This window comes from Chryseomicrobium imtechense, from assembly GCF_041475995.1.
Lineage (GTDB): Bacteria > Bacillota > Bacilli > Bacillales_A > Planococcaceae > Chryseomicrobium > Chryseomicrobium aureum.
The window spans coordinates 121,403-146,582 of sequence record NZ_JBGOBM010000006.1 but is presented as its reverse complement, the minus strand read 5'-3'; the positions used below and the strand labels follow the sequence as shown (position 1 = coordinate 146,582).

The 25,180-nt window shown below is 44.1% G+C and carries 30 protein-coding genes; 16 read left to right on the top strand and 14 right to left on the bottom strand.

The features are described 5' to 3' along the window. Positions 1-33: 33 nt before the first annotated feature. Both AB5N96_RS07955 and AB5N96_RS07950 read right to left on the bottom strand, forming a co-directional pair. A complete protein-coding gene (locus AB5N96_RS07955; protein WP_499705174.1) occupies positions 34-435 on the bottom strand; it encodes a hypothetical protein in 402 nt (133 codons plus the stop codon). Between the two features lie 89 nt (positions 436-524). Further along, complete coding sequence (locus tag AB5N96_RS07950) at positions 525-1,982, bottom strand: MFS transporter (RefSeq protein ID WP_499705173.1); 1,458 nt, start codon at positions 1,980-1,982, stop codon at positions 525-527. Between the two features lie 210 nt (positions 1,983-2,192). On the opposite strand from AB5N96_RS07950, the gene AB5N96_RS07945 reads away from it, so the two are divergent. The 7 genes from AB5N96_RS07945 to AB5N96_RS07915 all read left to right on the top strand — a co-directional run bounded on the left by AB5N96_RS07945 (position 2,193) and on the right by AB5N96_RS07915 (position 6,605). Further along, positions 2,193-2,804 (top strand): TRIC cation channel family protein, encoded by a 612-nt coding sequence (locus AB5N96_RS07945; protein ID WP_204589433.1) that lies wholly within the window; start codon positions 2,193-2,195, stop codon positions 2,802-2,804. A gap of 72 nt (positions 2,805-2,876) precedes the next feature. Next, positions 2,877-3,350 carry a GyrI-like domain-containing protein gene (locus tag AB5N96_RS07940; RefSeq protein ID WP_204589434.1) on the top strand — a complete coding sequence of 158 codons (474 nt, stop codon included), beginning with the start codon at positions 2,877-2,879 and terminating at the stop codon, positions 3,348-3,350. Positions 3,351-3,449: 99 nt separating this feature from the next. Beyond that, positions 3,450-4,115, top strand: a complete 666-nt coding sequence (locus tag AB5N96_RS07935) for a potassium channel family protein (protein ID WP_204589435.1) — start codon at positions 3,450-3,452, stop codon at positions 4,113-4,115. A 22-nt stretch (positions 4,116-4,137) separates the two neighbouring features. Next, the gene (locus tag AB5N96_RS07930; RefSeq protein WP_499705172.1) at positions 4,138-4,659 is read left to right on the top strand and encodes a hypothetical protein; all 522 of its coding nucleotides are present in this window, start codon (positions 4,138-4,140) and stop codon (positions 4,657-4,659) included. 208 nt (positions 4,660-4,867) lie between these two features. Then, complete coding sequence (locus tag AB5N96_RS07925; RefSeq protein WP_204589438.1) at positions 4,868-5,206, top strand: PadR family transcriptional regulator; 339 nt, start codon at positions 4,868-4,870, stop codon at positions 5,204-5,206. Further along, complete coding sequence (locus AB5N96_RS07920; protein ID WP_499705171.1) at positions 5,203-6,192, top strand: HAAS signaling domain-containing protein; 990 nt, start codon at positions 5,203-5,205, stop codon at positions 6,190-6,192. Before AB5N96_RS07925 ends, AB5N96_RS07920 begins: the two co-directional genes overlap by 4 nt. Positions 6,193-6,254: 62 nt before the next feature. Then, the gene (locus AB5N96_RS07915) at positions 6,255-6,605 is read left to right on the top strand and encodes a YolD-like family protein (protein ID WP_499705170.1); all 351 of its coding nucleotides are present in this window, start codon (positions 6,255-6,257) and stop codon (positions 6,603-6,605) included. A gap of 47 nt (positions 6,606-6,652) precedes the next feature. On the opposite strand, the gene AB5N96_RS07910 is transcribed toward AB5N96_RS07915, so the two are convergent. Genes AB5N96_RS07910 through AB5N96_RS07880 form a run of 7 tightly spaced genes read right to left on the bottom strand, consistent with a single transcriptional unit; the run spans position 6,653 to position 12,396 of the window. Next, on the bottom strand, positions 6,653-7,003 hold the full coding sequence (locus AB5N96_RS07910; protein WP_499705233.1) for a Na+/H+ antiporter subunit G: 351 nt from the start codon (positions 7,001-7,003) through the stop codon (positions 6,653-6,655). Next, on the bottom strand, positions 6,987-7,277 hold the full coding sequence (locus AB5N96_RS07905) for a Na(+)/H(+) antiporter subunit F1 (RefSeq protein WP_499705169.1): 291 nt from the start codon (positions 7,275-7,277) through the stop codon (positions 6,987-6,989). The genes AB5N96_RS07910 and AB5N96_RS07905 overlap by 17 nt, the downstream gene beginning before the upstream one ends. Further along, positions 7,274-7,759, bottom strand: coding sequence for a Na+/H+ antiporter subunit E (locus AB5N96_RS07900; protein ID WP_204589445.1), 486 nt, complete (start codon positions 7,757-7,759; stop codon positions 7,274-7,276). Before AB5N96_RS07900 ends, AB5N96_RS07905 begins: the two co-directional genes overlap by 4 nt. Positions 7,760-7,781: 22 nt before the next feature. After that, entirely contained in the window at positions 7,782-9,260 is a 1,479-nt protein-coding gene (locus AB5N96_RS07895; protein WP_499705168.1) for a Na+/H+ antiporter subunit D, read from the bottom strand. Beyond that, positions 9,250-9,591 carry a Na(+)/H(+) antiporter subunit C gene (locus tag AB5N96_RS07890; RefSeq protein WP_499705167.1) on the bottom strand — a complete coding sequence of 114 codons (342 nt, stop codon included), beginning with the start codon at positions 9,589-9,591 and terminating at the stop codon, positions 9,250-9,252. The genes AB5N96_RS07895 and AB5N96_RS07890 overlap by 11 nt, the downstream gene beginning before the upstream one ends. Then, positions 9,579-10,016, bottom strand: a complete 438-nt coding sequence (locus tag AB5N96_RS07885) for a Na(+)/H(+) antiporter subunit B (RefSeq protein ID WP_204589448.1) — start codon at positions 10,014-10,016, stop codon at positions 9,579-9,581. The genes AB5N96_RS07890 and AB5N96_RS07885 overlap by 13 nt, the downstream gene beginning before the upstream one ends. After that, positions 10,003-12,396: a Na+/H+ antiporter subunit A gene (locus tag AB5N96_RS07880; RefSeq protein ID WP_204589449.1), complete on the bottom strand. Its 2,394-nt coding sequence runs from the start codon at positions 12,394-12,396 to the stop codon at positions 10,003-10,005. Before AB5N96_RS07880 ends, AB5N96_RS07885 begins: the two co-directional genes overlap by 14 nt. A gap of 161 nt (positions 12,397-12,557) precedes the next feature. Between AB5N96_RS07880 and AB5N96_RS07875 the strand changes: the two genes are divergently transcribed. After that, positions 12,558-13,232 (top strand): universal stress protein, encoded by a 675-nt coding sequence (locus tag AB5N96_RS07875; protein WP_204589450.1) that lies wholly within the window; start codon positions 12,558-12,560, stop codon positions 13,230-13,232. Positions 13,233-13,276: 44 nt separating this feature from the next. Here AB5N96_RS07875 and AB5N96_RS07870 read toward each other — a convergent pair whose 3' ends face one another. Next, positions 13,277-13,831 (bottom strand): GNAT family N-acetyltransferase, encoded by a 555-nt coding sequence (locus tag AB5N96_RS07870; protein WP_499705166.1) that lies wholly within the window; start codon positions 13,829-13,831, stop codon positions 13,277-13,279. A gap of 265 nt (positions 13,832-14,096) precedes the next feature. On the opposite strand from AB5N96_RS07870, the gene AB5N96_RS07865 reads away from it, so the two are divergent. After that, positions 14,097-15,296, top strand: coding sequence for an iron-containing alcohol dehydrogenase (locus AB5N96_RS07865; RefSeq protein ID WP_499705165.1), 1,200 nt, complete (start codon positions 14,097-14,099; stop codon positions 15,294-15,296). A gap of 87 nt (positions 15,297-15,383) precedes the next feature. Beyond that, the gene (locus AB5N96_RS07860; RefSeq protein ID WP_204589453.1) at positions 15,384-15,893 is read left to right on the top strand and encodes an SRPBCC family protein; all 510 of its coding nucleotides are present in this window, start codon (positions 15,384-15,386) and stop codon (positions 15,891-15,893) included. A gap of 22 nt (positions 15,894-15,915) precedes the next feature. Here AB5N96_RS07860 and AB5N96_RS07855 read toward each other — a convergent pair whose 3' ends face one another. After that, positions 15,916-16,098 (bottom strand): hypothetical protein, encoded by a 183-nt coding sequence (locus AB5N96_RS07855; protein ID WP_204589454.1) that lies wholly within the window; start codon positions 16,096-16,098, stop codon positions 15,916-15,918. Positions 16,099-16,242: 144 nt separating this feature from the next. On the opposite strand from AB5N96_RS07855, the gene AB5N96_RS07850 reads away from it, so the two are divergent. Next, positions 16,243-17,304, top strand: a complete 1,062-nt coding sequence (locus AB5N96_RS07850) for an LLM class flavin-dependent oxidoreductase (protein ID WP_204589455.1) — start codon at positions 16,243-16,245, stop codon at positions 17,302-17,304. A gap of 51 nt (positions 17,305-17,355) precedes the next feature. Here the strand turns inward: AB5N96_RS07850 and AB5N96_RS07845 are convergent, their stop codons facing one another. The 3 genes from AB5N96_RS07845 to AB5N96_RS07835 form a co-directional block, all read right to left on the bottom strand. Beyond that, entirely contained in the window at positions 17,356-18,552 is a 1,197-nt protein-coding gene (locus AB5N96_RS07845) for an acyl-CoA dehydrogenase family protein (protein WP_204589456.1), read from the bottom strand. Then, complete coding sequence (locus AB5N96_RS07840) at positions 18,549-19,688, bottom strand: CaiB/BaiF CoA transferase family protein (RefSeq protein WP_204589457.1); 1,140 nt, start codon at positions 19,686-19,688, stop codon at positions 18,549-18,551. Before AB5N96_RS07840 ends, AB5N96_RS07845 begins: the two co-directional genes overlap by 4 nt. A 224-nt stretch (positions 19,689-19,912) precedes the next feature. Then, a complete protein-coding gene (locus tag AB5N96_RS07835; protein ID WP_204589458.1) occupies positions 19,913-20,233 on the bottom strand; it encodes a DUF3870 domain-containing protein in 321 nt (106 codons plus the stop codon). 132 nt (positions 20,234-20,365) lie between these two features. Here AB5N96_RS07835 and AB5N96_RS07830 point away from each other — a divergent pair, with 132 nt between their 5' ends. The 5 genes from AB5N96_RS07830 to AB5N96_RS07810 all read left to right on the top strand — a co-directional run bounded on the left by AB5N96_RS07830 (position 20,366) and on the right by AB5N96_RS07810 (position 25,178). After that, complete coding sequence (locus AB5N96_RS07830) at positions 20,366-21,004, top strand: FMN-dependent NADH-azoreductase (protein WP_499705164.1); 639 nt, start codon at positions 20,366-20,368, stop codon at positions 21,002-21,004. 133 nt (positions 21,005-21,137) lie between these two features. Beyond that, positions 21,138-21,950, top strand: a complete 813-nt coding sequence (speD, locus tag AB5N96_RS07825) for an adenosylmethionine decarboxylase (RefSeq protein WP_204589460.1) — start codon at positions 21,138-21,140, stop codon at positions 21,948-21,950. Positions 21,951-22,059: 109 nt separating this feature from the next. Then, positions 22,060-23,016 (top strand): 2-hydroxyacid dehydrogenase, encoded by a 957-nt coding sequence (locus AB5N96_RS07820; protein ID WP_499705163.1) that lies wholly within the window; start codon positions 22,060-22,062, stop codon positions 23,014-23,016. A 72-nt stretch (positions 23,017-23,088) separates the two neighbouring features. Beyond that, complete coding sequence (locus tag AB5N96_RS07815) at positions 23,089-24,246, top strand: M20 family metallopeptidase (RefSeq protein WP_499705162.1); 1,158 nt, start codon at positions 23,089-23,091, stop codon at positions 24,244-24,246. Positions 24,247-24,404: 158 nt separating this feature from the next. Continuing rightward, entirely contained in the window at positions 24,405-25,178 is a 774-nt protein-coding gene (locus tag AB5N96_RS07810) for a transporter substrate-binding domain-containing protein (RefSeq protein ID WP_392454891.1), read from the top strand. Positions 25,179-25,180: the final 2 nt, after the last annotated feature.

Genomic DNA, 25,180 nt, shown 5'->3' with positions numbered 1-25,180 from the left:
CATCGTGCTATCGTTGGAAGTATGCTGAAACAGCTACTCCCGAATGATGATATGCAATCCTTCTATTTGAAGTTGGGGGCGATCCACTAAAAATAAGCGGTTGTAATAGGCAAGACGTGAGTTGATATGGCGCTGTTCATGCTCTGACCAATAGGCAAGAGATTGCCCAGACTCTAAACAAAATGGCGTGTCTTCCACGTAGAGACGGCCATCAGACCCACGCACGACCTCTCCTGCGTAGAGGACAGGATCTGTTCCTTGGCGAATCAATAAAGCAAGTTCTTTTGTTTTTTCACTGACTGTTCGCTGGAAAGTGGAGGATGAGAAATGTGATTCTTCATAGGCATAACTTTCAAATAGGTTGGCGAGTTGGCGAAGCTCTTGAGCAATGGGTTTCAATGCAGGGTTGTGTACACGCTCGGTTGAGTACAACAAAGTCATCACTCCTCTATAAGAACATTTGTTCTATTTTAGCATGTGAAAGTTAAAACAACAAGTTTTTTCAAATACAAAAAAGAGCGCTCCTACTCGGAACGCTCTTTTCTAGTGGTTGAAAGTAAGCCACTGAACACGGCTCCTGCTGTAAGAACAACAGCCGTTACAGTAAATAGTGTTGACGGGTTCGAACTGATAAATGCGAGTCCAGACGAACCCAATACGACACCTAATGAGAAAAAAGCATAAAAATAACCATACGCCCGACCACGATTTCCTTCACTTGTACCTTTATATAGGAATACATTAATAGAAGGAAATGTAAAAGCAAATCCAATCCCGTAAACGAAAAGAATTCCATAGAAGACCGCAAGAGATTCCGCCATGCCAAGAGCAAACTGTGCGGCACCGATTAACACCAATCCAATTCGGAAATTTGTAAGTGCGGGCCATTGATCGAATAGGCGACGCGCAGGTGAAATAAAAATCAAAACAGCGGTCAATCCGAATACACTTAATAATGTTCCGCTAACACTGGAGCTGAATCCAAGTTCTTCTACACGAAGTGGAAGTAGATAGGCAAGTGCGCCTTGCGAAAACATCATCAAAAATGCACCACCGAACGCTCCAACTAGAGCAGGATGAAAGGGAAGTCTGGCGGGTCGAGTGGTACTTCGATTAAACAATTGCCCTCGCAAAACCACAAAAGCGGCAAGTAAGAGAAACCCACCAAATAAACCGACCGTTCGCAACACAAAAGGAGCGGACGTCTGAGCCGCCATGATCCCGCTAAACGCCGGGCCGATAATAGCTGCAGCTCCTACAAACGCACCGGTAATAGCATTCTCACTGCCGGCCCGCCCCTCTTTACTTTGATTTGCTACAAATGTGAATGCTGCTGGAACGATGAACCCTCCGATAAATCCGTGGAAGAAACGGACAATCAACAAGGCTTCTGGCGTGTCAACAAATGAATATGTACCAAGTAGTATCGATGTACCTGTAAGACCAATCACAAGAAGTCTATAAGGTCCAAAGCGATCTGTTAAAAGACCTGCCAGTAAATTGCCACCCGTATTAGAAAATGAGTACATCCCTACAGCGATTCCAGCAACGAAGGTAGAGGCGCCTAAGCTTGTGGCAAACGTGCTCATAATAGGGAGTTGAGCAAACAAATCCATGAATGAAAAGAAGATGATGGCATACACGAGCCAAAGTACGGGGAACGCGCGTGTCTTGAATGCAGCTTCTCGCTTTTTCACGGCCCGGTCAAGTACAAAATTAGCAAATGGAATAAAAGCTGCTCCGATACCCAGCAAGCTCCAGTAGATCTTCCATCCGACAGTCACTTGTACAATGACGATGCTCATAACATATGCAATGAAAATGGCACCATGAATCGAGCCCACATAGGTCACTGCGAGCGGCAGGTCGGCAAGATATTTTAATGGCACCGCAATGCCCAATAGGATAAGTAAGGATACTCCATCAGCCAATCCGAAAAAACGGAATAGACGAATCGGGAGATACTGTTTATTTTGGAACACCTAAAACCCTTCTTTCTTTATCTGCTTTCAGTATTTCATAGAAAAATTTCCTAAGCAAGTTACGAAATTCAAACGATTTTCCTATTTAATATTTCTTTATGGCATTTGAAACCCTACAATTCTTTTATCAAAAAAATTATGCTATGATAACACGAGTGAATTCAAAGGTCTGACCTATTCGCAAATGGATATATAGAGGAGTAATGCCCAGTGGTTTGGGATGTATTAAATGTTATTGGCACTTTAGCCTTTTGTATAAGTGGAGCACTTGTCGCAATGGAAGTAAAATATGACATCATGGGCATCTACATTTTAGGGTTGATTACAGCGTTTGGCGGGGGAGCTGTGCGCAATCTGATGATTGGACTTCCAGTAGCAGATGTATGGCAACAGACGCCCCTCTTCATTATCGCACTCGTGGCAATGACCCTGTTCATTTTATTGCCGAAGAGTTTCATCTTCCACATGAAAGAATGGTCGATATTTGACGCAATAGGCTTGTCGGCTTTTGCTGTACAAGGTGCTATGGCTGCTCAATCAATGGATATGCCCTTGCTTGCTGTGATGTTTGCCGCATCCATTACTGGTGCTGGTGGAGGAATTATTCGGGACGTCCTTGCGCAGAAGCGGCCTAGCGTGTTTACGAAAGAAGTCTATTTACTATGGGCGATTGTGGCAGGCTTTATTATCGGAATGGACTGGATTACTTCAGACATAGGGCTCTATTTAGTGTTTGCCGGCATATTAGCTCTACGTTTACTCTCCCAACGTTGTAACTGGAATTTGCCAGTGCGCGAATTGGGTGGCCCTGAGAGTAATTAATGGTTGACACCTCCTTTTTATGGTAAAATAAAATCGTAACTTGTCGAAAGTCGCTGTAGAAGGAGTGATTCGATGCAAGCCCGTTTAGTAAAGTGTGAACGTAGCTACATGGTGGGAATTTCCGTATCGATTCCTCGCTCAACTAATCAGACTATTAAACTTAATAAAACTGTCATGAAGCGACTCGTTTCTTTGCAAAGATATTTGACGATACAAGGGACTGAGGAAATTATTGCATTGTGTCCTGTGTCACCCCTGACTTCTCTAAATCAAGAGTGGATTATTGGGTACCATGTGCCTCACCGTTTTCCTGTAAACAAGGAGTTCAGCCTTCACGAAATGCCAGGTGGAACTTATTTTGTAGGGACTCGGGGAACAAAACTTGAAACCATCTATGATACAATGCAAAATCATTGGATCATGACGGAGATGTACGACCAGCTTCCGACCTTATTTGAACGCTATACAATTGCTGGGGACAACAAACGAATCGAAGTATATAGTCGCGTTCGACCAAAAATCTCAGAACAACAACATTACGCATAAATTAGACATTTCTCGCATTTGTGAGGAATGTTTTTTTGATTGACAAAGAATACTTGGAGGAGTACGTTATTCCTATTCAAAGAGCGAGGGTGAATTGGTATGAAGGATAGAGATTTAACATTTGCTGTGTTTGGACTTGGCAGTTTTGGTGGCAGTCTCGTGAAAGAACTTGCAGAAATGAAGCAAGAGATACTCGCTGTCGATTTAAATCCGGAGAGAGTCGATTACTACTCGCAATACGCTACGCAAGCTGTGGTGGCTAGTGGGTACGATGAAAAAACATTGCGGGCATTTGGTGTACGAAATATTGATCATGCATTTGTGTCGTTCGGGGAAGATATCCAAGCGAGCGTGCTCACGACGATGGTATTAAAAGAACTTGGCGTACCCAAAGTATGGGCAAAGGCACATGATGAAAATCATGGCAAAATTCTTGAGAAAATCGGTGCAGATCGTGTCATTCACCCAGAGCGTGATATGGCCAAACGAATTACGCATAACTTGCATTCGTCAAAAATTATCGATTTTATCGAACTTTCCAATTCGTTTAGTATTGCCGAAATTAAAGTAACCGAGCGTTCTATCGGCAAAAAGTTATCGGAGCTTGACTTGCAAAAACGATTTAATGTAAATTTGGTGGCCATCCAACGCGGACAACAAACAATTCTTAGTTTTACAGAAGACGAGGAAGTGCAACGAGGCGATTTAATTGTGGTCATCGGGAACAACGATGATATTGAGAACTTTGATGAGGGCGGTTCATAACCTATAGAAGAAGGCGAATCTCATGAAAAAATGGCACTATATCAACCCTGAAAATTATTCACCTGCGGCTATTATAGCGTTGAGTTTTTTAGTTACTATTTTTACAGGCACTGCTTTGTTAAATTTGCCGATTGCACATATAGGGGAGTTAAGCGTTATAGACGCATTTTTCTTTGCTACGTCTGCCACGACAGTAACAGGGCTCGGCGTAGCAGATACTGCTACAACATTCACCACGTTTGGTGAGGTCGTGTTAATGTTTTTGATGCAATTTGGTGGAATAGGGTTTATTGTCGTGTTAGAAGTTGTTCAGAAGAAACGATTCCGGGAGTGGAGTCTCCATACAAAACTAATGATCGGTGGGACATTAGTTGTCAATGCTCTTGCGATGGCTTCTTGCGGGATTGCTAGGAGGTGCAACTCGATTCCATTTAGATGTGGAGCCGACTGTTCAGAAACTCCGGCACTTACAAAAGAGATTTCTCTTTTGTGGGTGCCGGTTTTTTTAGTTGTACGCGGGGAGCGGTCGTTATGGAACAAGTGATTCGATTTATAGACCAAGAAACTCACTTTCTACGACAAGTAAATCTATTTGTAGAGCTGAAGTCGTTTTATGGAAACTAATCAAACATGCTAACTTCTTTATTACTCAAGATCTTGCTAGTAAGTTTTTAGATGATTCCTAGATTGACAAATGATGTACATCGAACTATAGTGTATGATATACAGTATAAAAAAAAGGAGGGAATTCGATGACAGACAGAGTCAGCCCGCTTCTCACCGAATTGCGCCGGGGAACACTGACATTAGCCGTTCTCAGCCAGCTCAAAGTCCCGCAATACGGTTATTCACTCGTGCAAGCACTCGAGCAATCGTCCGTCTCCATTGATCAAAGTACACTTTATCCGCTCCTACGCCGACTTGAAAAACAACAACTTGTCACTAGTACATGGGATACAACAGAAAGCCGACCACGCAAATATTATGTCCTCACCGCATTAGGAGAAGAAGTACTTGAACAGCTTTATCAAGAATGGAAACAGATGTCGGAGAACTTACAGAACTTACTCGAAGGAGGAGAAGGGGTATGATATACCGAGACGCCTATATTGCAGAAGTCACAAAAAGGCTGCCACAGACCATGCGTGAAGATGTTGCCCTTGAACTAGAATCAACGATTGCTGATATGACCTCGGATAACCCGTCCCAAGAAGAACTGTTCGATGCCTTGCGTCAACTCGGAGATCCGGTTATTTTAGCCTCGCGTTATTTAGAGCGTCCGCTTCACTTGATTGGACCAGCGCTCTATCCAACATTTTTGTCCATATTGAAAATTGTTGTTCCGATTGCACTACTAGTCAGCGGAATCACAGCACTCCTTGGAGTACTAGTGAGTTTCTCGGAAGAATTTTCTTGGGGACAAGCCGTCATTCAGGGAATTCTACAAGTAGTCGGTTCCATGCTGGCAGCTGGCATTCAATCCGTATTTTGGGTAGGGTTAGTCTTCGCCTTGATTGAACGCTACAGTTCATCTCGAGATTCTCTTCCGCTATCTAAGTGGGATCCGACGCAACTTAAGCCGCTCACCACGCCAAAGCGTCAAATTTCTCGTGCTTCAGTCGTTGGAGGGTTTGTTTGGACAGCCATCTGGGTCGGTATCTATTTGAATGCCTCCAATTTATTGAGACTCTATTGGGAAGATCAGTCCATGCCGTTATTGAACGAGGAAGCATTACGGTTTTTCCTACCCGCTGTCATTGCGCTCGCTGCCATTGAAGTCGGTTTTGGGATTTATAAATGGGTGAAGAGTTATTGGACAGTTCCGATGGCTCTTTGGAACCTCGTCTTTAATTTGTTTTGGGTGATTGGAACGATTTTGTTCTTAACCCATCCAGACCTGTTTTCTCAAGAAGCGCTTTTGCAGTTTGGGCAGGTACTGGGTCAGACAGAAGCAGAGACAGAGTCCATGAAAAATTGGGCAGTGTGGACATTGCTGATCACCTTCATTGTTATTGCTACACTGGATACGGTAGAAGGGTTCTTGAAAACTCGAACAAGCCCGCGCAAGAAAAAATAACCATTGCATAAAATCGAACATTTGTTCTATACTGATTGTGAATGCTGGAGGAGGTGACGAGGATGGAAAGACCCGACCCTTCCCGAATTCGCGATCGGGGAAAGATCAAATGGACGGCGATGATGTTACCAGAGCATGTAGCGATGATTCGTGAGTACATCGCAAACGATGGCAAGGTGGAAAGACCTGTACTCGATGAATGGGACCTGCGCCAACTAGAAGAGTCGATAGGCCTTGCACTTGCACAAAATGCAGACATCAAACTCAAGTATTGGCGGGATGGGGAATTTCACATTCGAGGCGGAAAGATCAAGCGTGTCGATGCGACGCGACGTCTTTTGCATGTGGAAGATCCATTCGATACAACCGCTTATTCACTTGAAGATATCATCGATGTCACTTTGCTGGACTGACTATGTCGTCAAAAAACCACTTCCTGTACATGAGGAAGTGGTTTTGTTTAGTCTTCTTTTGAAGTCTTTTCAAGAAATGGTTTAAGTGCATCTTCTGCAGATACATCCGCTAACTTCACCTTCGAACGGTAAGCTGCACGCGTGATAATATGACCGGCTACAGGTGCCGTGATGAAGACAAAGATAATACCAAGAAGTAACCGTATACTAATAAACCCTTCATCTACCCAAAAAAAGATAAATGCACCGAGTAGAGACAAAAGAACTGCGAGAGTTGAGCTTTTTGTAGCGGCATGTGAGCGCGTATAGACATCGGGTAAACGAAGAATCCCGAAGGCGCTGATTACAGCCATAATGCTCCCAATAAAAATTAAAATGACACTAATCCATTCGATCATCGTGCTCATGCTCAACAATCTCTCCTCTCTCTACAAATCGTGCAAGACCTACCGTACTGATGAAGGCTAGAATTCCTACAATCAGAATAACTTCAAGATACGCATGCGTGTGAAGCACGATGGAAAATATCGCGACTAGTGATACGAGGTTAACACCAATCATATCAAGAGCCACAACACGGTCCGGCATAGATGGCCCGACGATAATGCGATAGAGTGCAATGAAGATGGCGCACGTGAAAAGAATGAGTGAAATGGTCAACAGAATCATCATGCGCGTGTCACCTCCATAATCGCCTTTTCAAAAGTTTGAATGGATTTTAGGACAGCGTCTCGTGAGACTTCCATATCCATTGCATGAATGAAAAACGTTTTCCCATCTGGTGAAACTTCCATCACAACAGAGCCGGGAGTTAGCGTTAACAATAGGGCTAACGCTGTCAGTTCATAATCTCCTTGCATATTGTGGTCGTAAGTGAAAATTCCAGGCTTGATCTTTAGTGTTGGACTCAAAATTTGTTTCAATACAATGATGCTGGATTGGAACAATTCAGAAATGAAGATGAAAATAAGTTTGATAAGTGCATACACTCGCAACAAATAGAACTTACTTCCAAAGAAACGGTGCATAAAGAATACAATGATAGCCCCGAATATATAGCCAGTCAAAAAGGTTGGGAAGTAGAACGCATCTTCATCCATTAAAAAGGTCCACAAGACGGCAATTAGTAAGTTTGATATAAATTGAGCGGGCAACTGACGTCACACCTTTCTAAAATCATTCGTTTCCTCCTAATACAGCCTCTATATAGATAGAAGGGTCTAGCAGGGTAGCGGCCGTTTGCACATAAGGTGCAAGGACTTCAACACCGAGACCAAGGGCCAGTGTAATACCAGCTAACACAAGGATAGGCAGTAAACGCATAGCCGGTAGTGGGCGTTGTTCATCAGAACCGATGATGGTTTCTCCCCAGAAACATTGTGTGAAAATGCGTAACAGAGAATACAAAACAGCTAAACTTGAAGCAACAGCTAAGAATAGAAGAATGTAGGACCCATTCTCGAGAGCCCCTTCCATCACGAGAATTTTCCCCATAAATCCACTGAAAGGGGGAATTCCAGCAAGTGATAAAATAACAATGAAAAATGACCAGCCAAGGACAGGGTAGTTTTTCAATAATCCACTCATCTCGTGGATATGTACTTTATTGGTCAAGAAGATCATCGTTCCAATGAGCAAGAACAACAGAGCTTTCGCAAACATATCATGAATGATGTAATAAATGGTTCCTTCAATAGCGAGTGTGTTACCGATAGCAAGTCCAGCAAGCATAAATCCGACAGCGATGACCACGTTGTACGCAGCAATCTTTCGAATATCTGTATAAGCGACTGCTCCAAGGCTTCCTCCAATTAATGTGAGCCCTGCCATGACAGCAATAAACGTTGGCACGACATCCCCTTCGTGGAAGATGAGAGTAAAGACGCGAAACAATGCATAGACGCCTACTTTTGTTAAAAGTGCACCGAATAGAGCAGAAGTTACAGTCGGTGTAGAACTATACGAGCCTGGTAGCCAAACGTACAGAAGTAAACCGGCTTTTAAGCTGAATACTGTTAAAAAGACAATGCTGATCACTGTTAACAGCGGATTGACTCCTGTCTCGGCAACACGCTCTGCGATTTGTGCAAAGTTCAAGGTCCCGACAGAACCATATAAAAACGCAATTCCAACTAGGAAGAACCACGAAGACACAATGTTGATTGTGACATACTTCATGGCTTCTCTTAATTGAATGCGATTTCCTCCAAGTGTGATTAGTACGTAAGAAGAGAGAAGCATGACTTCAAAGCAAACAAATAAATTGAAAATGTCACCTGTCATGTATGAGCCAATGATTCCTGCATTCAAAAATAAGACGAGTGGGTAGAAGTAATAATTAATCATTCGGTCACGCGGAGATAGCGCTACATAAAGTAGACAAATAATTGTTACCAAAAGAGTTGTCAAACTAAGTAACAGTGAGAAAGTGTCCGCGACAAATAGAATTCCAAAAGGGGGTTCCCAGCCACCAAAATCAAGACGAAGAATTCCAATGTTCGTGACGTAGTGCAAAATGTATATACCTAAACCAAACAATCCAGTCAATACACCGATACTAAACCAACTTTGTAGTTTTGGGCTTTCACGGAAGAAAATCAAGATGATTCCGACGATGATAGGAATCACCATAAAGAGCACTAAGCTATTGCTCATCATTGGACCCCCTTAACTCATCCATTCGATCTGTCCCGTATTCTTGGTAAACCCGGTAAGCGAGCACTAGGACAAATGCTGTAACAGCAAAACTAATAACAATAGCCGTCAAAATTAGTGCTTGTGGCAACGCATCGATATAGCGCTCAGCATTTTCTCCGAGAAGTGGAACGGTACCTGATTTAAGACCGCCCATTGTAAGAATCAATAAGTGGACAGCGTGAGAAAGGATGGCCGTTCCTAGGATGATACGAATAAGATTTTTACTTAGTACTAGATAAATAGCGACAGAGGTCAAAATGCCGACAAGTACAATAATTATGCTTTCCATTTATTCGACCCCTCACTAATACTTAAGATAATGTTTACAACTACACCAACCACAGTCAGTGCAATTCCAGCTTCAAAGATGGTAACTGTAGCAAGTTCCGTCTTTCCAAAGATGGGTAAATCAAAGTAGCCAAAACTTTGGCTCAAGAAAGGCTGTCCAAGAAAAATCGGAAATGTAGCACTACTGACAGAAATCAATACTCCGACAGCCGACATCTTTTTAAATGAAATCGGAATCCCTTCACTGACTGTCTCGACGTCATACGTCAAAAACAGAAGAACGAATGCAGAGGCCATGACGAGTCCGCCGATGAAGCCACCACCAGGCGTGTGGTGACCAGAAAGGAACAAGTAGATACTGAGCGTCAAGATGATCAATACGACGCCTTTGACGACCGTTTTCAAAATCACATCATTGATTTTCACGTGGTTCCGCTCCTTTCTTTTGACGCATACGAATCAGCGTAAAGACGCCAATCCCCGCAATGAATAGAACGAGCCCTTCCAGCATCGTATCGAATGCTCGGAAATCGCCAAGAATCGCATTGACGATATTGCGTCCTCCAGCAAGTTCATACGAACCTTCATAATAGCTGGAGATGCTTTCAAATTTTGAATAATTGTTTACGGCTAAACCAACAATGGTCACCGTGAGGCCTCCCAAAATTGCAATGAGACCGTTGCGCACTTTTTTCGTGACCGAAAGCTTTTCCACTTTCCACTCAGGCAAGTAATTGAAACAGACGAGAAACAACACAGTCGTGACGGCTTCAATGACCAGCTGAGTAAGCGCTAAGTCTGGCGCTCGGAAGAACACGAAGAAAATAGCGATTGAAAACCCAAGAACACCATTTAATAAAATAGCAGTCAATCGAGATTGAGCGAAAAGAATCGCAACAGCAGCAGCTGCCATAACCACAGCTAACAACCCTTCATAAACAGTGATAGAAGAGGGGCTATCAAATGTGACGGCGATTGGATCGACCACAAACCACGTTACTCCTACAGCGATGATAAAGAAGCTGAAAATATATAGGAAGTACGATGGCAAGTTGCCATTCATATAGCGTGTTGTAACGCGTTCTCCTAATCGTTCATACCCTGAAAGTGTTTTACGGAACAAGTTGTTGAATGACCATTCTGATGGGATGTACTGATAATACGGTCGCCATTTCTTCAGTAAGAAATATGCAAGACTTCCAAGAGCGATAATAGCAACTGTTAAGTAAAGTTCAGTATTAAACCCGTGCCAGGCGTAAATGTCAGGTGCGAGTGCAGAGCCACCGTCGACTAACACATCGATGGCAGGCTTTAGCAAGTAGTCACTGAGAATTGTTGGGAAAAAGAATAAGCCGATCACCAGCGTAGCTAAAATGCTTGGTGGAATTAGCATTCCAACAGAGGCCTCTTGTGGGATCTTGTATTCTTCGTCGATGATTGGTCGGCCAGTAAACGTACGGAAGACCAAAATCATACTATAGACAAATGTGAACAAGCTGGCTGCCCAAGCAACCAATACGATGAACCAACCTAGCTGTGCACCACCTGGGATCGGCAGTTCACTGACAGACAACACAGCCGTTAAGAACATCTCTTTGCTCAAGAACCCGTTGAACAGAGGCAAGCCTGCCATCGAAAAACTTCCAATGATCGCAAGTCCAAATGTGATAGGTAAGAAGCGCATCAAGCCACCGAGGCGACGTAAATCTCGCGTACCGACCTGGTGATCGACGATTCCGACGACCATAAACAATGCACCTTTGAATGTCGAGTGATTCACTAAATGGAAAAGAGCAGTGAAAAGTGCAAAGGTGTAGAGCGCTTTCGCCTCGCCTGTCACGTTTGCAGCAGCAGAGCCAATGCCTAATAAAGTCATGATGAGACCAAGCTGGCTGATGGTCGAGAAGGCGAGTAATGCTTTTAAATCATTTTGACGAACGGCATTGAATGAACCCCAGAAGAGCGTGACAAGTCCGACTGCAGTGATTACCCAGAACCAATACATGTCGCCACCAAATCCAGGAGTAAAACGTGCAATCAAATAGATTCCTGCTTTGACCATTGTTGCAGAGTGCAAATATGCACTAACAGGAGTCGGTGCTTCCATCGCATCCGGAAGCCAGATGTGGAAGGGGAATTGCGCAGATTTCGTAAAGGCTCCAAGTAAAACGAGTGCCATTGCCGGGTAGAACAGAGCGTGTTCTGTCAGTTGTGGGAGCTCAGTGAGGATTGTTCGAACACTAAATGACCCCGTCATCACATGCAACATCAAGAAACCGGCAAGCATAGCAAATCCGCCAGTCATTGTAATTAATAAAGATTTAATTGCCCCGTTTCGTGAATTTTTGCGGTGGAACCAGAAAGCGATCAATAAGAAGGAGGAAATACTTGTGAGTTCCCAAAATACATACAGAACGATGATGCTGTCAGACAATACGACACCAAGCATTGCGGTCATGAAGAGCAACAAGTATGTATAGAAATGAGTGAACGAATCTGTAGGAGACAGATAAAAGATGGAATATAAAATGACGAGGGCGCCAACACCTGTGATGAGTAGTACAAAGATGAGACTTAAACCGTCTAAGATAAACGTGAGGTCGATGCCGTAAGTAGGAATCCAAGAAAATGTCGTCTGAATTGATTCCGACGAAGCAATCGATGGAATATGACGCGCAAATAGAGCGAATAAAATCACCGGGACACTAAATGCGACCCAGCCGATTAAGTCCCTCCTAATTTTTGATGAAATGAGTGTAATCCCAACTGCCACAAAGAGAGGGAGCACTATGTAAAAAAAGAGCATGGGCAAAAATCCTCCTAAAAAAACACGGAATTCTTCATCTATAATACTACCTGCTAGCAGATAACTTGTAAAATGATAAGGAATGTTGCACAGTAGAGGAAAGTGTTATATACTTTTGAGGTTTAAATTGGAAGTACAAGAATTATTGGAGGTTTGCAGAAATGGGAGCAATCCGAGGGAAAATGGATGAACGTATTTTGGTATGTGTGTTTTATGGTCCGAACGGGGAGCGTTTAATTCGTCGCGGTCATCAACTGTCAAGTATGTTGGGATGCCCCTTATATATTTTGACTGTAGATCCTCTGCCTTTTGATGAGTTTGATGCCGACAAAACGGCTTATATAGATAGATGGAAAGAGCTGACGAAAGAAGTCGGTGCTGAAGAGTTTGTAATTCGTGATGATGAGAAGCGTCCTGCAGCGAAAGTGATTGCCGAAGTGGCGAATCATTTTGATGTGACGCAAATCATTATCGGCCAAACCGCCAAAAGTCGTTGGGAAGAGATCACTAAAGGGTCTTTCATCAATTCTTTATTGCGCGAACTACCTTTTGTAGATTTGCATGTCGTGTCTGTTGCACGAACAATCCGTGCTTCTGAAGATGAGTTGTTTGAGCGAGGCGTTCGTTGCTACTTGATCAAAGAAGGCGACTCGTATGTGCTGAGTTTCACACAACGCAAAGAGTGTCAGCTTGAAGGAATCTTCTTTAAAGAAGTAGGTACGGATTTTAACAATGGTATTTTCAAGTTCATGGATGGCAATGAATTGCATCAGGTGTCTGTCCATGATGGCAAAATCGATCATCCCGAAAAAATTAAATCATGTATTGAAGCGTAAAACACTGCCCACTCGCACATGTCGAGTGGGCTTTTTGTATGAATTTAAAGCACATTTTTCCCCATATATGCAAACTCAGCATGAGAAATTGTGCGAATCGACAGTTCTTTAAACCCGAGACGTTCATACAGCTTGCGAGCACGAACATTCGTCAAATCTACATTGAGCGTCACAGCCTCAACCTCTCTTCGCTTGGCTTCGTCAAACGCCACTTGTAAGAGGTTTGTACCGATTCCTTGTCCGCCATAATCAGAACGAACCGAAACTGTGTCGATATACAGCACGTTTCCTTCTGTCTCTATATCAAATGAATCCGATTTTCTTTGTTGGCGCAGTGCTTGTTGTAAGGGGTGGTCCAGTTCTTCAGCCTGCTCACCCACATAGAGTAAAATCAAGCCGATGGGTAAACTGTCACGTTCTTCGACCCAAATGTTTTGATAGCTTAGTCGATTTGCAGGTTGGGAGATCCAATAGTCAAGAAGCGGAAGGGCCTCTGCAGTTGAAGATGCACCCGTTAGAGTATAGGCGATTTCATGAATGGCATCGTATAAAAGAGGAGCTAGATGGGGTACGTCTTGAGGAGTTGCTTTTCGAATCATAGATATCGTTCCTTTCAAGTTGTATAGAAAAAACCCCTTTCCAGTAAAGGAAAGGGGTGGGACTAGCCTATGCTAGTCTCTCATCTGAGGCGGGCCAGACCACGCTCCACAACGTGTTCCCGAAGGAGTGTCTGTCCGACTTACACAGAGCAGCTCATCGCATGACTTATCATACGCTATGTAGCGGGGAAAGTCAAAAGCAGGAACTTGCCGATTACATGGCGAAATAGGCACGGAGAGAATGTGAAAGATGGGAGGAACTACTATGAATAAATTGTATGCCCGCACCTACCAAGCTGCGTACCGAGGCGTTTCAAAACTAGTGCCATGGCGCACGCCTTTACTTGTTGCAGGAGAAGGAAGTGTTGTGACAGGTGTGGACGAGTTAAAGCACCGCAACATCACGCGCTTCCTATTAGTGACAGATCAAGCGATGTCGAATTTGGGTTTGTATATGCCATTTATAGAAAAAGCGGCAGAGCTTCACATAGAAGCCATCCTATATGATCAAACTGTTCCCAACCCAACTATCACCAATATCGAGCAAGCCTTTGCTCTCTTCCAAGACCAAAACTGTCAAGCAATCGTGGCATTTGGTGGTGGATCTGTGATTGACTGTGCAAAAGGTGTAGCGGCACGTGTTGCTCAGCCAAATAAATTGATTCCAGATATGAGGGGACAGTTGAAAGTGCGTAAGAAGACTCCATTTTTAATGGCCATCCCTACAACTGCTGGTACAGGAAGTGAAGGGACAGTCGCTGCAGTTATTTCCAATCCTGAATCAAAAGAGAAATATGCGGTAAATGATACGGTATTGATTCCGGACGTCGCCGTACTGGATCCAGAGCTGACTGTGGGATTACCAGCTGCTTTGACTGCAACGACTGGCATGGATGCGTTGACCCACGCAGTAGAAGCATATATAGGCCAAAGCAATACACCGGAAACAGAAGCCTATAGCAAGGAAGCGGTGGAGTTGATTTTCAAGTGGTTGCCTATTGCGTATGCAGACGGTCATAATATGGAAGCTCGTCGTGCTATGCAAAAGGCTTCCTATCTCGCGGGTCTTGCTTTTACGCGAGCATATGTTGGAAATGTTCATGCAGTGGCGCATACGCTAGGTGGTTATTACAACGTTCCGCATGGTTTGGCGAACGCGGTGTTATTGCCGATTCTGTTGAAGTTTTATGGTGCGGCAGCTGAAGAGCGACTAGCTGATTTGGCGGACTTTGCAGGAGTAGCGCAGCCGGGGCAGTCTGTTCATGAGAAGGCTGTAATGTTTATCAATGCAATTGAAAAGATGAATGAGCAGATGGATATCCCACAAAAAATTGACGGGATTGAGGAAAAGGATATAAAAGCGATGGCAAAAAAAGCGTACAAAGAGGCAAATCCTCTCTATCCAGTTCCCGTTATTATGAGTCGGAAAGACTTCGAATCCATTTATCATACGGTTCAAAAGTAAAACTATAGATTCCCTCATATTCCCTATTGTGGAAATGGTCGTTTCTGGTATATACTAGGAAATAACCAATTATGAGGAGGTGGAGTCATGACACGTGTGATTTATCATCAACTTTCTGTTCCAGCACCGCTTGAGCGTGTTTGGGAGCTCTGGACGGTTGCGTCAGAAGTAGAAAAGTGGTTCGCACCGATTGCACGTATCGAACCCAAAATAGGTGGGCAATATGAATTATTCTTTGTGCCTAGTAACCTCCAAAATAAGAACACGGAAGGGTGTCATATTGTTCACATGACACCTCAAAAAGATCTTACCTTTACTTGGAAGGGGCCAAGTCAATTTGCAGAGCTGATGAATGCTCCGGTCCCCCAAACAACAGTGAATCTGCGCTTTAAGCAAAATTTAGATGGTACGACGTGTGTGAAATTGTTCCACAGAGGCTTCGGAGACGATGAGTCCTGGGATTACGCGTATGATTGGCATCAACTAGTTTGGGCGGGTGTACTGAACCAACTGTACACAAAAACGAAGAAGTCCGATTTGTTGCTTGGGTTCTCTCCAGAAGAGAGTCAAATAAAAACCGTTTCCTGTGTAGGGTAATTCCTACAAGGAAACGGTTTTTTTAATTGCCTGCTGCGCGTTTGAATAGGCTTTGGATTCCGTAAATCAAAAAGATAAGGGCAGGTATCCCAATCACAAAATAGAGAACTGACCAGACAGGGCCCTCTCGCGGCATGACTTGTGCATAAATGTATAGAAATAATGTTCCAGCAAGAAACATTGCAAGGTATTGAAAGAATTTCAAAGTAGACGCCCCTTTCCTGTTTTAGTGTAGCAGAATTTCGGTCATAAGTCTGAAAATCTCGAATTCGAAGTGTTTGTGCTTTCTGACGACTCTTGAACTGCGTATACTGAGAAGCAGGAAACCGGAAGAGAGGAAGAAGAATTTATGGAACAGTATCGAATTCAACGAGACAACGGCCTTGAGTTTGGCCTTTATACACTAGGTGACCACATGCCAAATCCGCACACAGGAGACCGAATCTCCGCAAAACAGCGCATCGACGAAATCATCCGACTGGCGCAATTGGCCGAACAAGCGGGAATGGATTTTTTCAGTGTCGGGGAAAGTCATCAGGAATACTTTGCAACACAAGCACATGCAGTTGTGCTCGCAGCAATCGCCCAAGCGACAAACACGATGAAGATTGGTAGCTCGTCAACGATTGTCAGCACGTCTGATCCCGTCCGCGTCTATGAAAATTTTGCAACGATTGATTTGATTTCAGGAGGACGCGCCGAAATCGTGGCAGGTCGTGCCTCACGTATTGGCTTATTTGAGTTGCTCGGGTATGATATTCGCTATTACGAAGAATTGTATGAAGAGAAGTTTGATCTGCTTTTGCAAATCAATGACAAAGAGCGGATCACGTGGGACGGCGATTTTCGTGCGCCACTCCGTGATGCGGAAGTGTTACCACGACCTGTTGATGGTAAGTTACCAATCTGGCGTGCTGTCGGAGGACCTCCTGCCAGTGCAGTGAAAGCAGGCGCTGCTGGAGTACCGATGATGCTTGCGATGCTAGGGGGACAAGCTGTAAACTTCCAATATTCTGTTGAAGCGTACAGACAGTCTGCTCGCCAAGCTGGCCACAATCCAGACGAATTACCAATTGCAACAGCAGGCATGTTCTTTACTGCTCCTACGTCTCAAGAAGCGATAGATACGTATCATACGTATGTAGATAAAGGTATGATGAAGAGCAATGGACGCGGGTATCCGAAATTTGCATTTGAACAGAGTGCACAGGATCCAAAAGACGTGTTGAATGTCGGAAGCCCGCAACAGGTGATAGAGAAGATTTTGTATCAGCACGAGTTGTTTGGACACCAGCGCTATATTGCACAGATGGACTTCGGGGGTGTGCCGTTTGAAGATCTCGAGCGCAACATCGAGTTGATTGGAAGCGAGATTTTGCCAGCTGTGAAGAAGTACACGAAGAAAGCCTGAAAAACTATAAAACCCGCGACTAAGCATCGCGGGTTTTTGTGTACTCTTCGATTATTCTTGACCTTCCCAAGCAGGTAACATCTGTGAAAGTGTCTTATCTTCCCGATAGCCGAGTACATAGTCTGCTTGCATCAACGTGTGGATTTCGCGTGTACCTTCATAAATTACAGGTGCCTTTGAATTCCGCAAGAAGCGCTCTACTGGGTATTCATCCGAGTAGCCGTTTGCACCGAAAATTTGTACAGCATCATCTGCTGCTTTATTCGCAAAATCACAGGCTTGCCACTTTGCAAGAGATGTTTCACGTGTATTGCGCTTACCTTCGTTTTTCAATTGACCCGCACGGTATACAAGTAAACGACTCATTTGATAACCTGCTTCCATGTTCGCAAGCATCTGCTGGACGAGCTGGTGACGACCGATTGGTTTACCGAACGTCTCACGTGTGTGGCAATAGTCAACACTGGCTTCTAAGCAGGCTTGGATCAGTCCGACTGCTCCAGCAGCCACTGTAAAGCGGCCGTTGTCGAGTGCAGCCATTGCGATTTTAAACCCTTCGCCTTCTTTGCCGAGCAAGTTCTCTTTCGGTACTTTCACATCTTCAAAGAACAACTCTCCAGTATTTCCTGCGCGAATGCCAAGCTTTCCTTTCACCGCTTGCGACGAGAAACCTTCCCACGTGCGTTCTACGATAAATGCTGAAATGGCTTTATGTTTGTCTTCTTTATTTCCTGTGTAGGCGAAAATGAGGAAGTGGTCTGCGATATCGCAGAGCGAGATCCACGCTTTTTGTCCATTTAAAATATAATGATCCCCGTCAAGTTTTGCTGTTGTTTCAAGTGCCGCTACGTCAGAACCTGCAGCAGGCTCTGTCAAACCGAATGCTCCGATTTTTTCACCTTTTGCTTGTGGTACAAGATATTTTTGCTTTTGCTCTTCCGTTCCCCATTGAAGAATTGTCATACTGTTGAGGCCAGTGTGCACAGAGACAGCCGTACGGAACGCTGTGTCGCCGCGCTCCAACTCCTCACACACGATTGCAAGTGAGTTGTAATCCATTCCACTTCCGCCGTATTGTTCAGGAATACAAACCCCCATTAAGCCCAGGTCAGAAAGGCGCTGAATGATGGCAGGATCGAATTTCCCTTGGCGGTCCCAATCACGAATATGGGGAATGATTTCTTTGTCTACAAAATCCCGTACAGTTTTGCGAAGCATTTTTTGTTCTTCTGAAAAATGAAAGTTCATCCGTTTTCTCTCCTTTGAATCCATTTAGTTTGGTGGTCGCCTGGTTCGGGTGGAGCAAGGCGGTAGGTGACAGGGGTGCGCGACAATTTGAGTGGACTACCAATTTGCTGGATTGTTCCAGCTTGTTTGTGATGTTGAGTGATCCACATGTCCCGTGCGTGAAGTTGTGGATCGTTCGTCAGTTGTTCGAATGTCTGAACGGGGCCGCAGGGAATGCCTACTTCTCGCAGTGCATCGACCCATGCAGCCGTCGTTCGCTCTTTCATGTACAAAGAAAGAACGGCAGTGAGAGTATCTCGATTTTCTACCCGTCCGGCATTTGTTTCAAATTCTTCAGGGGGCGACCAGTTTACAAGTGAACAAAGAGCTGTGAATTGTGCGTTTGTGCCCACTGCAACGATGACTGAGCCATCCTTTGTGTCGAACATTTGATAAGGCGCAATTTGGGCATGCGTATTGCCTCGTCGTTTTGGCTCAACTCCTGTCATCAAATAACTGCTGCCGATATTGACGAGACTACTGACAGCACAATCATAGAGTGACAGATCAAGCCGTTGCCCACGGCCGGAAGTCGAGCGTTCGAGGAGTGCTGCTTGAATCCCGATGCACGCATAAAGTCCAGTGAGTATATCGACAATCGCGACACCCATCTTTTGCGGTCCAGATTCTTCCGTACCAGTGATCTGCATCAAGCCACTCATCCCTTGCAAGATAAAATCATAGCCAGGTAGGTCTTTTAGAGGCCCTGTCTCACCAAATCCAGTGATACTGCAGTATACAAGTCTTGGGTTGAGCGTCGTCAGTGTATCGTAGTCGAGGCCGAACTTTTCCATCGTACCCGTTTTAAAGTTATGCACGACGACGTCACTTGTTGCGACAAGTTTTTTGAACTGTTCCTGGTCTTCGGTCGTTCGAAGGTCGAGTGTGATACTTTCCTTGTTGCGATTGGCACTCAAGTAATAGGCACTGACCCCGTTCTGAAACGGAGGACCCCAGTGCCGCGTCTCATCAGATCCACCTGGTGCTTCCACTTTGATGACTTCCGCACCTAGATCGCCGAAAATCATGGTGCAGTATGGACCCGCGAGAACACGACTTAAATCAAGGATGCGAAGACCTGCTAAAGCTCCTTGCATAGACACTCCTTTCTTGCCATAAAAAAAGCCAGTCCAAAAAACCTCGTACAGGTTCTCTAGACTGGCGGATGATCTGAGGAAACATTCGGGAATGAATGGTGTCAGATTCGGCAGATTGTAATTGGTTTGTGTTCCGTAGAGCGTGAATGGTCACTGGCGAGTGACTCGGCGCTCATTACTTTCACTTTACCGGACGCGTACCGGATTGTAAATGAAAAAACGAACTACTCTGACAATTTTGTTTGATACTGTTCAGAATGCTTGTAAAGATCTTTCAAAGCAGACTGCAGGGCGCTTCCAGCTTTCCCGAGATACTGCGTCTGGATAGCGCGAAGAGGCTCGTCAATACCGTCTCGCAAACTGTGACCCCGTAGCAAATGATGAACGAAATCTTGCCCGTGTTGCGTGGCGAGGGTACAGGAAGCTGCTACGATTACGCTATATTTCGAATCGATTTCTGCAGTAATCGTTAATGTTTCGTATAGGTTTTGCGCAGCCATCCCAGCAGGTAGTCGCGCGTGACCGGCAATAAATAGAGTCTTCATCCAAGCACTCCTTCAAGAGTTTTCTTCAGTATAGCAAATCCTCGTTTCCGGTGAGCGAATATCTTGAACTCGAACTACACGCATGGTAGGATGGCTTTTGTGATTATTTTTTGTAACCTAGGAGGAACTTGTATGACAAACGTATTACTTGTAAGAGCTAACAATCGCCCAGACGGGATTTCAACTAAAATGTATAACACGTTCATGGAGTCGATTAAAGATACTAACGAGATGAACGTCCGTGTATTCGATGTATTTGAAGAGGATATGCCGTACTTCGGTCAGGACCTGTTCAACGCATTTGGAAAGATGCAAAATGAAGAAGAGCTGTCAGATGTTGAGCGTCGTATTTTAGCTGCAAAGCAAAAAGCAATGGATGCTGTGTCAGAAGCAGACGTATTAGTATTTGCTTTCCCACTATGGAACTTAACGATTCCAGCAGCACTTCAAACATTTATTGATTATGTCTACTCTGCAGGATTTACATTCAAATATGATGCGAATGGCAATCTTGTTCAATTGATGCCAGAGAAGAAAGTCATTCTATTGAACGCGCGCGGTGGTCTATATTCTGCACCTGAGATGGCACCGATGGAAATGTCGTATAACTATATGCAAAACGTCTTTAACGGCGTCTTCGGTATGGAAATCATCGAGAACGTGATCATCGAAGGACACAATGCCAACCCGCAACAAGCAGAAGCAATTATTGCAGAAGGTCTGACACGCGTACAAGCAGTCGCACAACGTTTGATTGCGCAACACGCATAACTAGGAGAGAGGACAGGTTCCTCTCTTTTTTTGCGCCAAAAGCCCTGTGAATCCTTCGTTTGCTTGTCAAATAACAGGGGTAAAGGTATAGTTGTAACCGAAGTTTATTTTTTACGCGAAGGGATGAGGAAACGTGTCGTTAACTCCCGAGCAGCGCATTGAGCTGCATGAATTTAACAACTTAACAAAGTCACTCAGTTTTAATATGTACGATATCTGTTATACGGGCACAAAAGAAGAACGTGAACGCTACATCCAGTATATCGATGAACAATACAACGCAGACCGTTTAACAGCGATCTTGACAAAAGTTACAGAAATCATTGGAGCGCACGTGTTGAACGTCGCAAAACAAGATTACATTCCGCAAGGTGCTAGTGTGACGATGCTCGTTTCAGAAGGACCGGTTGAATCGGCGCCTAAAGAGCAGTTCGAAGAGTCGCCAGGACCGATTCCAGAAACAGTAGTTATGCACTTGGATAAGTCTCACGTGACTGTGCATACGTATCCGGAATACCACCCGAATGAAGGGATTAGTACGTTCCGCGCAGACATTGATGTGTCGACATGTGGGGAAATTTCGCCATTAAAAGCGCTGAACTATATGATTCATTCATTTGATACAGATATTATGACGATCGACTACCGTGTCCGTGGATTTACGCGTGACAAAACGGGGCACAAATTGTTCATCGATCACGAAATCAATTCAATTCAGAATTATATCCCGGAAGATATTCAGGAGCAGTTCAACATGATTGATGTGAACATCTTCCAAGAAAACATCTTCCATACAAAAGCGAAACTAAAAGACTTTGACTTGAACAATTACTTGTTCGGGAAGAAGAAAGAAGATCTGACTGCAGAAGAGCAGCAGAAAATCGAAGCCCAGCTGAAGATGGAGATGGATGAAATCTTCTATGGTAAGAATATCGTAAAGAAATAAGAAGGATCGGATTTCTCTCAGGGGAAATCCGTTTTTTTTGTTTGATTGTCTCTATTTCGAGAAGTTTGGTATGCTAAATAGTAGAATTTAGCAGAAGGGATGAGGAGAGATGAAGGTATTTGCAACAAGAAAGCTTCCTGAAGAAGTAGTGAAGAAGTTGGAACAACACGTGGAGTACAAAGAGTGGCATTCAGCAGAACAGCCGATGACGAAAGAGCAAGTAGTCGATGCTGTAAAGGATGTAGATGGCATCATCAGTGTATTGTCCGATCCATTAGATAAAGAGGTGCTTGAAGCGGCACCAAACGTAAAGGTGATCAGCCAGCTTGCAGTGGGCTTTAACAATATCGATGTGGAAGAAGCGACAAAGCGCAGTATCCGTGTCACGAACACACCTGACGTATTAACAAACGCTACGGCGGATTTGACGTTTGCGTTATTACTTGCGGCTGCACGAAAGTTAAGTGCAGCGAGTAAAGAGGTCCGTGAAGGCGAGTGGAAGTCTTGGTCGCTTTTACAGCTTGCAGGAAAAGAGCTCAGCGGTTCGACGATCGGTATTTTAGGATTCGGACGAATTGGACAAGCCGTGGCACGTCGAGCAAAAGGGTTTGATATGGACGTCATTTACTGGAACCGGTCTAAGAAGCCAGAAGCGGAACAAGCCATTGGGGCAACCTATCATGAACTGAAAGACGTACTGAAGCAAGCCGACTTTCTGGTCATCATGCTGCCATTTGCACCGGAATTAAAGTATTTAATTGGTGCAGAAGAACTTGCTTTGATGAAAGAAGATGCCATTGTTGTGAATACGGCACGTGGGGGCTTAGTGGATGAAGCGGCATTATATGAAGCCTTGAAGAACGGAAAGCTTGGTGCAGCAGCGCTTGATGTATTTGAGCAAGAACCTGTGCCAACCGATCATCCTCTTCTCACACTTCCAAATGTCGAAGTAGCTCCGCATATCGGTAGCTCAACGGTAGCAACCCGTATGGAAATGGCCGACTTAACTGTACGGAATTTGTTGGCAGTCTTACAAAATAAAGAGCCTGAGACCCCTGTGAATTAATTGGGCATTGCGATTTATTTCGAATTCCGTTATAGTAGCGGCAGGAAATGATAGAAAAAGGAGCATCAGACAATGAAAGAACAATTGCAACGTCATCTAGAAGAAATCCAACAAGATCTATGGAGCATGAGCGACCACTTGTACCACAACCCAGAACTTGGTGATCAAGAATTTGAATCAATGACACTACTAACTGATTTTTTAGCGCGCCATGATTTCCAAGTTGAAAAAGGAATCGTCAACCGTCCGACCGCCTTTAAAGCGACCTACGACAGTGGCCTTCCAGGACCGACGATTGCATTTTTGGCAGAGTACGACGCTCTTCCGGGAATCGGTCACGGGTGCGGGCACAATATGATTGGAACAATGGGTGTCGGCGCTGGAGTTTTGCTCTCCAAAGTAGTAGCTGATACAGGCGGGAAGATCTATGTTCTCGGGACTCCAGCAGAAGAAACGAACGGTGCTAAAGTTGATATGGCGGAGCAAGGGGTCTTTGAAGATATCGATGCGGCAATGATGCTTCACCCTGCTGATGAATCTTATGAAAGTGGCGACTCTCTTGCAATGGATGCGATTCAGTTCGATTATACAGGCCGTCCAAGTCACGCTGCAGCGTCCCCGGAAAAAGGGATTAACGCATTAGACGCAGTCCTTCAATTGTTTAATGGAATCAATGCACTCCGTCAACATGTACAATCAGATGTACGCATTCATGGGATTATCACAGAAGGTGGAAAAGCGGCAAACGTTGTCCCGGAATTTGCATCTGCTCAGTTTTATATTCGCGCGTCTGAACGCGCTTATTTAAATGAAGTCGTAGAAAAGGTAAAAGCAATTGCACACGGTGCTGCACAAATGACAGGTGCTACACTCGAGATGCATAATTATGAATTGAGCTATGATGATATGCAAACAAATCATACTTTATCGAAACGATTTACACAGAATTTACTAGCAGTGGGAACTGAAACAGTTCATCCGGCGAAAGATTCATACGGCTCACTCGATATGGGAAATGTCAGTCATATCTGCCCGTCTATTCATCCGTATATCGGTCTTGATTCTCCTGGACTTGTATTCCACACACAGGAACTAGCTGACTTAACAATCACCGATAACTCACATCAAGTCTTGAGTCGCGGAGCACTATCCATGGCGTTGACAGGGTTTGACTTATTGTCAGATGCTGAATTGATGCGCCAAGTGAAAGCGGAGTTCGCACAAAAATAAAAATCACTACTGCTGTCTGATACATTGCGTATCAGGCTTTTTTTATGATGAATAGTCTGAATAATAAAACTTCAATAGGGCTGTATACAAATACATAATACCGTGTTATTATACATTTTATCGAATAACTATACATTTTAAATTAGGAGATGAAGATTATGAAAAAGATACTTACAGGTATAGCACTTCTTTTAGTCCTGTTTTTAGCAGCATGTGGTTCAACAGAAGAGGGGGCTACAAGTTCAGAAGGCTCTTCAGAAGAAACAACAAAATTAGTAATGGGAACATCAGCAGACTTTCCACCATTTGAATCCGTAGATGCTTCAGGTGAAATCATTGGATTTGATATTGATCTAGCAAATGCAATCGCAGAAGAACTTGGTGTTGAACTTGAAGTACGTGATATGAAGTTTGACGGATTAATCGGTGCTCTTCAATCAGACCGTATCGACTTTGTTATGTCAGGGATGTCCGCTACAGACGAGCGTAAAGAAAACGTTGATTTCTCTACAGAATATCATCGCTCGGGTGAAATGTTCTTATCTTTGAAAGACGCTGGGATTGAAAGCATCGAAGATTTAGAAGGAAAAACATTAGGTGTTCAACTTGGAACGATCCAAGAACAAGGTGCTCGTAAAATCCAAGAAGAGTACGGATTTGAAATCAAGCCAATTGATAGCTCATCCATCATGATTCAAGAACTGCTTTCAAACCGTGTGGATGCGATCTATATCGACAAAGCAGTAGGGGTTGGCTATCAGAAAGAGCAGGACCTTGCTGGATTTGATGATCCAACATCTGCATCACCAGGAATGGCTGCAGCTTTCCCAAAAGGAAGCGAGCTTGTTGAAGATGTAAATGCAGCACTTGCTACTCTTGAAGAGAACGGCACATTACAAGAATTAAAAGACAAGTGGTTGTCAGAAGAATAGAA

What these genes read in the sequence shown, in the direction of transcription:
- AB5N96_RS07880 (WP_204589449.1), bottom strand. Translation starts at nt 12,396, where the DNA reads ATGCTCTTTTTTTACATAGTGCTCCCTCTCTTTGTGGCAGTTGGGATT.
- AB5N96_RS07895 (WP_499705168.1), bottom strand. Translation starts at nt 9,260, where the DNA reads ATGAGCAATAGCTTAGTGCTCTTTATGGTGATTCCTATCATCGTCGGA.
- AB5N96_RS07910 (WP_499705233.1), bottom strand. Translation starts at nt 7,003, where the DNA reads ATGATCGAATGGATTAGTGTCATTTTAATTTTTATTGGGAGCATTATG.
- AB5N96_RS07845 (WP_204589456.1), bottom strand. Translation starts at nt 18,552, where the DNA reads ATGAACTTTCATTTTTCAGAAGAACAAAAAATGCTTCGCAAAACTGTA.
- AB5N96_RS07920 (WP_499705171.1), top strand. Translation starts at nt 5,203, where the DNA reads ATGATATACCGAGACGCCTATATTGCAGAAGTCACAAAAAGGCTGCCA.
- AB5N96_RS07850 (WP_204589455.1), top strand. Translation starts at nt 16,243, where the DNA reads ATGGAACAGTATCGAATTCAACGAGACAACGGCCTTGAGTTTGGCCTT.
- AB5N96_RS07875 (WP_204589450.1), top strand. Translation starts at nt 12,558, where the DNA reads ATGGGAGCAATCCGAGGGAAAATGGATGAACGTATTTTGGTATGTGTG.
- AB5N96_RS07860 (WP_204589453.1), top strand. Translation starts at nt 15,384, where the DNA reads ATGACACGTGTGATTTATCATCAACTTTCTGTTCCAGCACCGCTTGAG.
- AB5N96_RS07925 (WP_204589438.1), top strand. Translation starts at nt 4,868, where the DNA reads ATGACAGACAGAGTCAGCCCGCTTCTCACCGAATTGCGCCGGGGAACA.
- AB5N96_RS07820 (WP_499705163.1), top strand. Translation starts at nt 22,060, where the DNA reads ATGAAGGTATTTGCAACAAGAAAGCTTCCTGAAGAAGTAGTGAAGAAG.
- AB5N96_RS07930 (WP_499705172.1), top strand. Translation starts at nt 4,138, where the DNA reads ATGAAAAAATGGCACTATATCAACCCTGAAAATTATTCACCTGCGGCT.
- AB5N96_RS07915 (WP_499705170.1), top strand. Translation starts at nt 6,255, where the DNA reads ATGGAAAGACCCGACCCTTCCCGAATTCGCGATCGGGGAAAGATCAAA.
- AB5N96_RS07935 (WP_204589435.1), top strand. Translation starts at nt 3,450, where the DNA reads ATGAAGGATAGAGATTTAACATTTGCTGTGTTTGGACTTGGCAGTTTT.
- AB5N96_RS07810 (WP_392454891.1), top strand. Translation starts at nt 24,405, where the DNA reads ATGAAAAAGATACTTACAGGTATAGCACTTCTTTTAGTCCTGTTTTTA.
- AB5N96_RS07890 (WP_499705167.1), bottom strand. Translation starts at nt 9,591, where the DNA reads ATGGAAAGCATAATTATTGTACTTGTCGGCATTTTGACCTCTGTCGCT.
- AB5N96_RS07815 (WP_499705162.1), top strand. Translation starts at nt 23,089, where the DNA reads ATGAAAGAACAATTGCAACGTCATCTAGAAGAAATCCAACAAGATCTA.
- AB5N96_RS07905 (WP_499705169.1), bottom strand. Translation starts at nt 7,277, where the DNA reads ATGATGATTCTGTTGACCATTTCACTCATTCTTTTCACGTGCGCCATC.
- AB5N96_RS07865 (WP_499705165.1), top strand. Translation starts at nt 14,097, where the DNA reads ATGAATAAATTGTATGCCCGCACCTACCAAGCTGCGTACCGAGGCGTT.
- AB5N96_RS07835 (WP_204589458.1), bottom strand. Translation starts at nt 20,233, where the DNA reads ATGAAGACTCTATTTATTGCCGGTCACGCGCGACTACCTGCTGGGATG.
- AB5N96_RS07870 (WP_499705166.1), bottom strand. Translation starts at nt 13,831, where the DNA reads ATGATTCGAAAAGCAACTCCTCAAGACGTACCCCATCTAGCTCCTCTT.
- AB5N96_RS07830 (WP_499705164.1), top strand. Translation starts at nt 20,366, where the DNA reads ATGACAAACGTATTACTTGTAAGAGCTAACAATCGCCCAGACGGGATT.
- AB5N96_RS07940 (WP_204589434.1), top strand. Translation starts at nt 2,877, where the DNA reads ATGCAAGCCCGTTTAGTAAAGTGTGAACGTAGCTACATGGTGGGAATT.
- AB5N96_RS07840 (WP_204589457.1), bottom strand. Translation starts at nt 19,688, where the DNA reads ATGCAAGGAGCTTTAGCAGGTCTTCGCATCCTTGATTTAAGTCGTGTT.